The following is a 3,403-nucleotide window of genomic DNA, read 5'->3' as shown; positions in this document are numbered from 1 at the left end:
TTGTAGGCGCCATCGCCCTGCGCGTCGTGTTCTACGAGCTGGGGCTCAGCGTCTTCACGTTCTACTAGCGACCCGGCCCCCCGCGGCGGGCCGGCCGCCGCAGGCACGAGGGGACGGCCGGGCCTCCTCCCGTCCCTCCCCCTGCGGGGGGCCGGCCCCGGCCGAAGGGCCGCCCCGCGCGCCCGACCCGCGGCCTCTCCGCCGGGCCGTCCGCCGATGCGGGCTGGGCGCTTCCGCAGGTTGGTCACAAAACGCGCCCTATGGCGCTCCGGGCGCCCGATCCGGCGCGCCGGCGGTCCGCGCGATTTCCGCGACCTGGGGATTCTCCGGGCGCGAGGGGCGCCGAGGGCGCGAAACCGGCTCCGCGCGTGCCACAGGGCGCGGTTTGTGACCAACCCGCAGATGCCGCCCCTCCGCACGCCCCGGCGCTCCGCGCCCTCCCTCCCGGCGCCCCGGCCCGCACGCTCCTGAGCGCCTCGCGCGGGCGCGGCCTCCCTCCCCGAACCCCCCTTGCAAACGGGAGGCCGCCTCCGCGCGGGGCGCCCGGAGCAGAGGCGTCGAGCTTGCCCTTCCGCAGGGCGCTCAAGCGCGTCAAGCGCTCTCGAAGGCGCCTGGCGCGTCAAGCACCTCTTCTCTCGGCAAGGCGCCTGGATGCGTTGAGTTCGCTTTCGGCAGCGTGCCCGGGTGCGGCTAGCTCGTTCTCGCTAGGGGTGTCTGGATACGTTGAGCTTGCCTCTGGTGGGCGTTCGGCGTGCTTGCCTCGTCGTCGCAGCGCACGCCAAAATCTGCTACGAAATCGGGTTCTCTCTGCTAAACCGCCGTTGGCGCGGGTGCTGCAGGCGGCGGTCTGGCAGACCTGTTCGTAGGTTGGCCACAAACTGCGCCCTATGGCACGCGTGAACCCGGTTTCGCATCCTTCACGCCCTCCGCATCCGGAGAAACCCCAGTTCGTGAGAATCGCGCGGTCCGCCGGCTCGCCGGATCGGCCGTCCGGAGTGCCACAGGGCGCTGTTTGCGGCCAACCCGTGGGCGCTTGGGCGGTTCGCGTGCAGCGATCCGAACCGGCCCATGTCGACGGCGGCTTAGCAGAGAGGTGGGAGGCCCTTCGCCGAAGCGCCTCCGATGAGGTTTGTGTCAACGGTGTCTAGCAGAGAAAGGACTCCGTCCGCCGAATTGCCGCTGAAGTGGGCCGGGCCGGTTGCAATGACGCGTTGCGGCATACGCGGGCGGACGAGCGGCCGGCCCGCTCGCAGCTGCGCGGAACGAGCAGGAGGGCGTCCCTCTGTGCGAGGGCGGGCAGGGAGCAGCCCCTCGCCGGGGCGGCCTTCGGCTGCGCGCCTGCTGATCGGAGATCCTATGGGGCGGTGCTGTGCTTGGGGCGGAACAGGGAGTCAAGGCAGACGCCCTCGTGCTCGAGCAACCATATCTTCTTGTCGATGCCGCCGGCGTAGCCGGTGAGGCTTCCGTTGGTGCCGACCACGCGATGGCAGGGGATGATGAGCGAGATGGAGTTGTGGCCCACCGCACCGCCGACGGCTTGGGCGGACATGTGCGCAAGGCCCCGCTCGGCGGCCACCTGCGCGGCAATCTGGCCGTAGGTCATCGTCTGCCCGTAGGGGATGGAGAGCATGACGTTCCAGACGGCCTTCCTGAAATCGGAGCAGAGCATGGCGATAGGCGGTGTGAAATCGGGTTCTGCACCGTCGAAGTACACGTCGAGCCATCGCCTCGTTTCGGCGAACACCGGTAGGTCTTGATGCTCGTGAGCGTCGTCAAGCGTGTCGGCGAAGTACTTCTGCCCGTCGAACCACAGTCCTGTGAGCGCCTCCCCGTCGCTTGCGAGGGTGATTCCTCCTATCGGCGACTCGTACTGATCCGTGTAATGCACTGCTGCTCTCCGTTCGTCGTCTGGCTGCGTCTGAGGACCTTACACGAAACATCGTATGCGAACTGATGTTTCATAGATGCATTCTAACATGGATCGACGGAAAGCGAAACGTTCGGGCGCGTCCGAGCGGCCGTGCGGCCATGCGCGTCCGGATGGCCGCGGCGCTTCCGGACGGCTGTGCGCGTCCGGGCAGTCGTTGGGGGGCGCGCGGCGGGCGAGGAGGGCGGACGCCCGGCGGGTGAAGGGTCGGGCGCACGGCGGCCGCGCAACGGGCGCAACGGGCGGCACCCGTCCGTCCTGCGCGTTCCGGCGGCGCAACGGTTGCGCAACGGGTGCAGGTGGCGCGGGCGTCGACGGCTCGGAAGGCCGACAATGACCGGATACGTGAAAGCCCGGCCGCCGCGCCCGGATGCGGAGGCCCGCGTCGAAAGGATTCGCCATGCCCGCCTCCATCCACCCCCCGCTGCACCTGAACGTCGTCCTTGACGAGAGAAGCTATCGCGCCGACGGCGGCCGGATGGCGCGCCGTTTCGCGGCCGTCGCCCCCGCCGAGGTGGTGCGTGCGGACAAGGGCTCGCAGCGGGCGAACGTCCTGCGCTTCGACGTGGGCGGCGATGCGGCGACAAGCGGAATCGATCTTGACCCGCTATGGAAAGACGCGGTCGCCTCCTGGCTCGATGAGACGTTCGCCGAGGCGAGCGCTCTTGTGGCGCGCGAGAACGACGCCCGGCGCAGAAACGGCGAGCCGCCGGTGCGGCTCGCCTGGGCCGAGGTGAGGTTCGGGACCGAGCCGGTCATCGCCGTTCGCATGAGGGACTCGGCCATTCCCGTCGAGGCGGCCGGGTTCGTCGCGCGCGCCCGTGCGCTGCTGCTGGCAGGCGCCTTCGGCCCCGATCCCGTGGCGGCCATCCGCATGCCCGCGTGCGCGAGCATCGCGGCGCAGCGGGCCGATGCGGATCGGAAGGGCGTGGCGGCCGGGGATGCCGGCGGGTCGCTCGAAGATCTGCGCGCCGTTGCGCGGGAGGAGCGTGCCGCATCGTCGGCTCGCGACATCGTGCGGGCGGTTGAGGAGGCGGCCGGCATCGGCAGCGGGCAGGACGCTTGGGCTGTTGGCGAGGCCGCTCGCAACGCGCCTACGCGCTCGGAGATAGATGCGGCGCTCGCCGAGGCCGAGGACGCGCTTCGCCAAGGCGACGACCCGACTGGTGCGGCCCCTCCCTCCGAGGAGCGTCCCCGCCCTTCGTCCGTCGCGGCCGATCGCGATGCCGAGGCGTGCGCGCGTGCGGACGAGGACGTTCCCGAGAGCCTCGACTACCGCGTGTGGAACGTGGCCTACGCCGACGGCACGTCGGTGCGCTACGACTCCGTCCTCGGCGAGGCGCTCCTCGACTAACGCGCGACGGCTTGCGGTCACAGCTGCCGCACCATGTCCACGATCTCCCTGCGCGCGTGAACGCCGAGCTTCGCCGCAGGGGCGCGGAGCTCGGTTTGCCGAGGCCGCTAGACAAAAGCGGG

At 70.6% G+C, this 3,403-nt stretch carries 2 protein-coding genes; one reads left to right on the top strand and one right to left on the bottom strand.

Annotation, left to right across the window (positions count from 1 at the left end; translation table 11 throughout):
* Positions 1–1,354: 1,354 nt before the first annotated feature.
* Positions 1,355–1,888 (bottom strand): methylated-DNA--[protein]-cysteine S-methyltransferase, encoded by a 534-nt coding sequence (locus tag ACWKY3_RS06720; protein ID WP_449315658.1) that lies wholly within the window; start codon positions 1,886–1,888, stop codon positions 1,355–1,357.
* A gap of 439 nt (positions 1,889–2,327) precedes the next feature.
* Between ACWKY3_RS06720 and ACWKY3_RS06715 the strand changes: the two genes are divergently transcribed.
* Complete coding sequence (locus tag ACWKY3_RS06715; protein ID WP_449315657.1) at positions 2,328–3,281, top strand: hypothetical protein; 954 nt, start codon at positions 2,328–2,330, stop codon at positions 3,279–3,281.
* Positions 3,282–3,403 lie beyond the last annotated feature (122 nt).

The sequence above is a fragment of the Rubneribacter sp. genome, assembly GCF_965361815.1.
The sequence above is the reverse complement of the archived record's forward strand: the minus strand, read 5'-3'. Positions and strand labels throughout refer to the sequence as shown.

What these genes read in the sequence shown, in the direction of transcription:
- ACWKY3_RS06715 (WP_449315657.1), top strand. Translation starts at nt 2,328, where the DNA reads ATGCCCGCCTCCATCCACCCCCCGCTGCACCTGAACGTCGTCCTTGAC.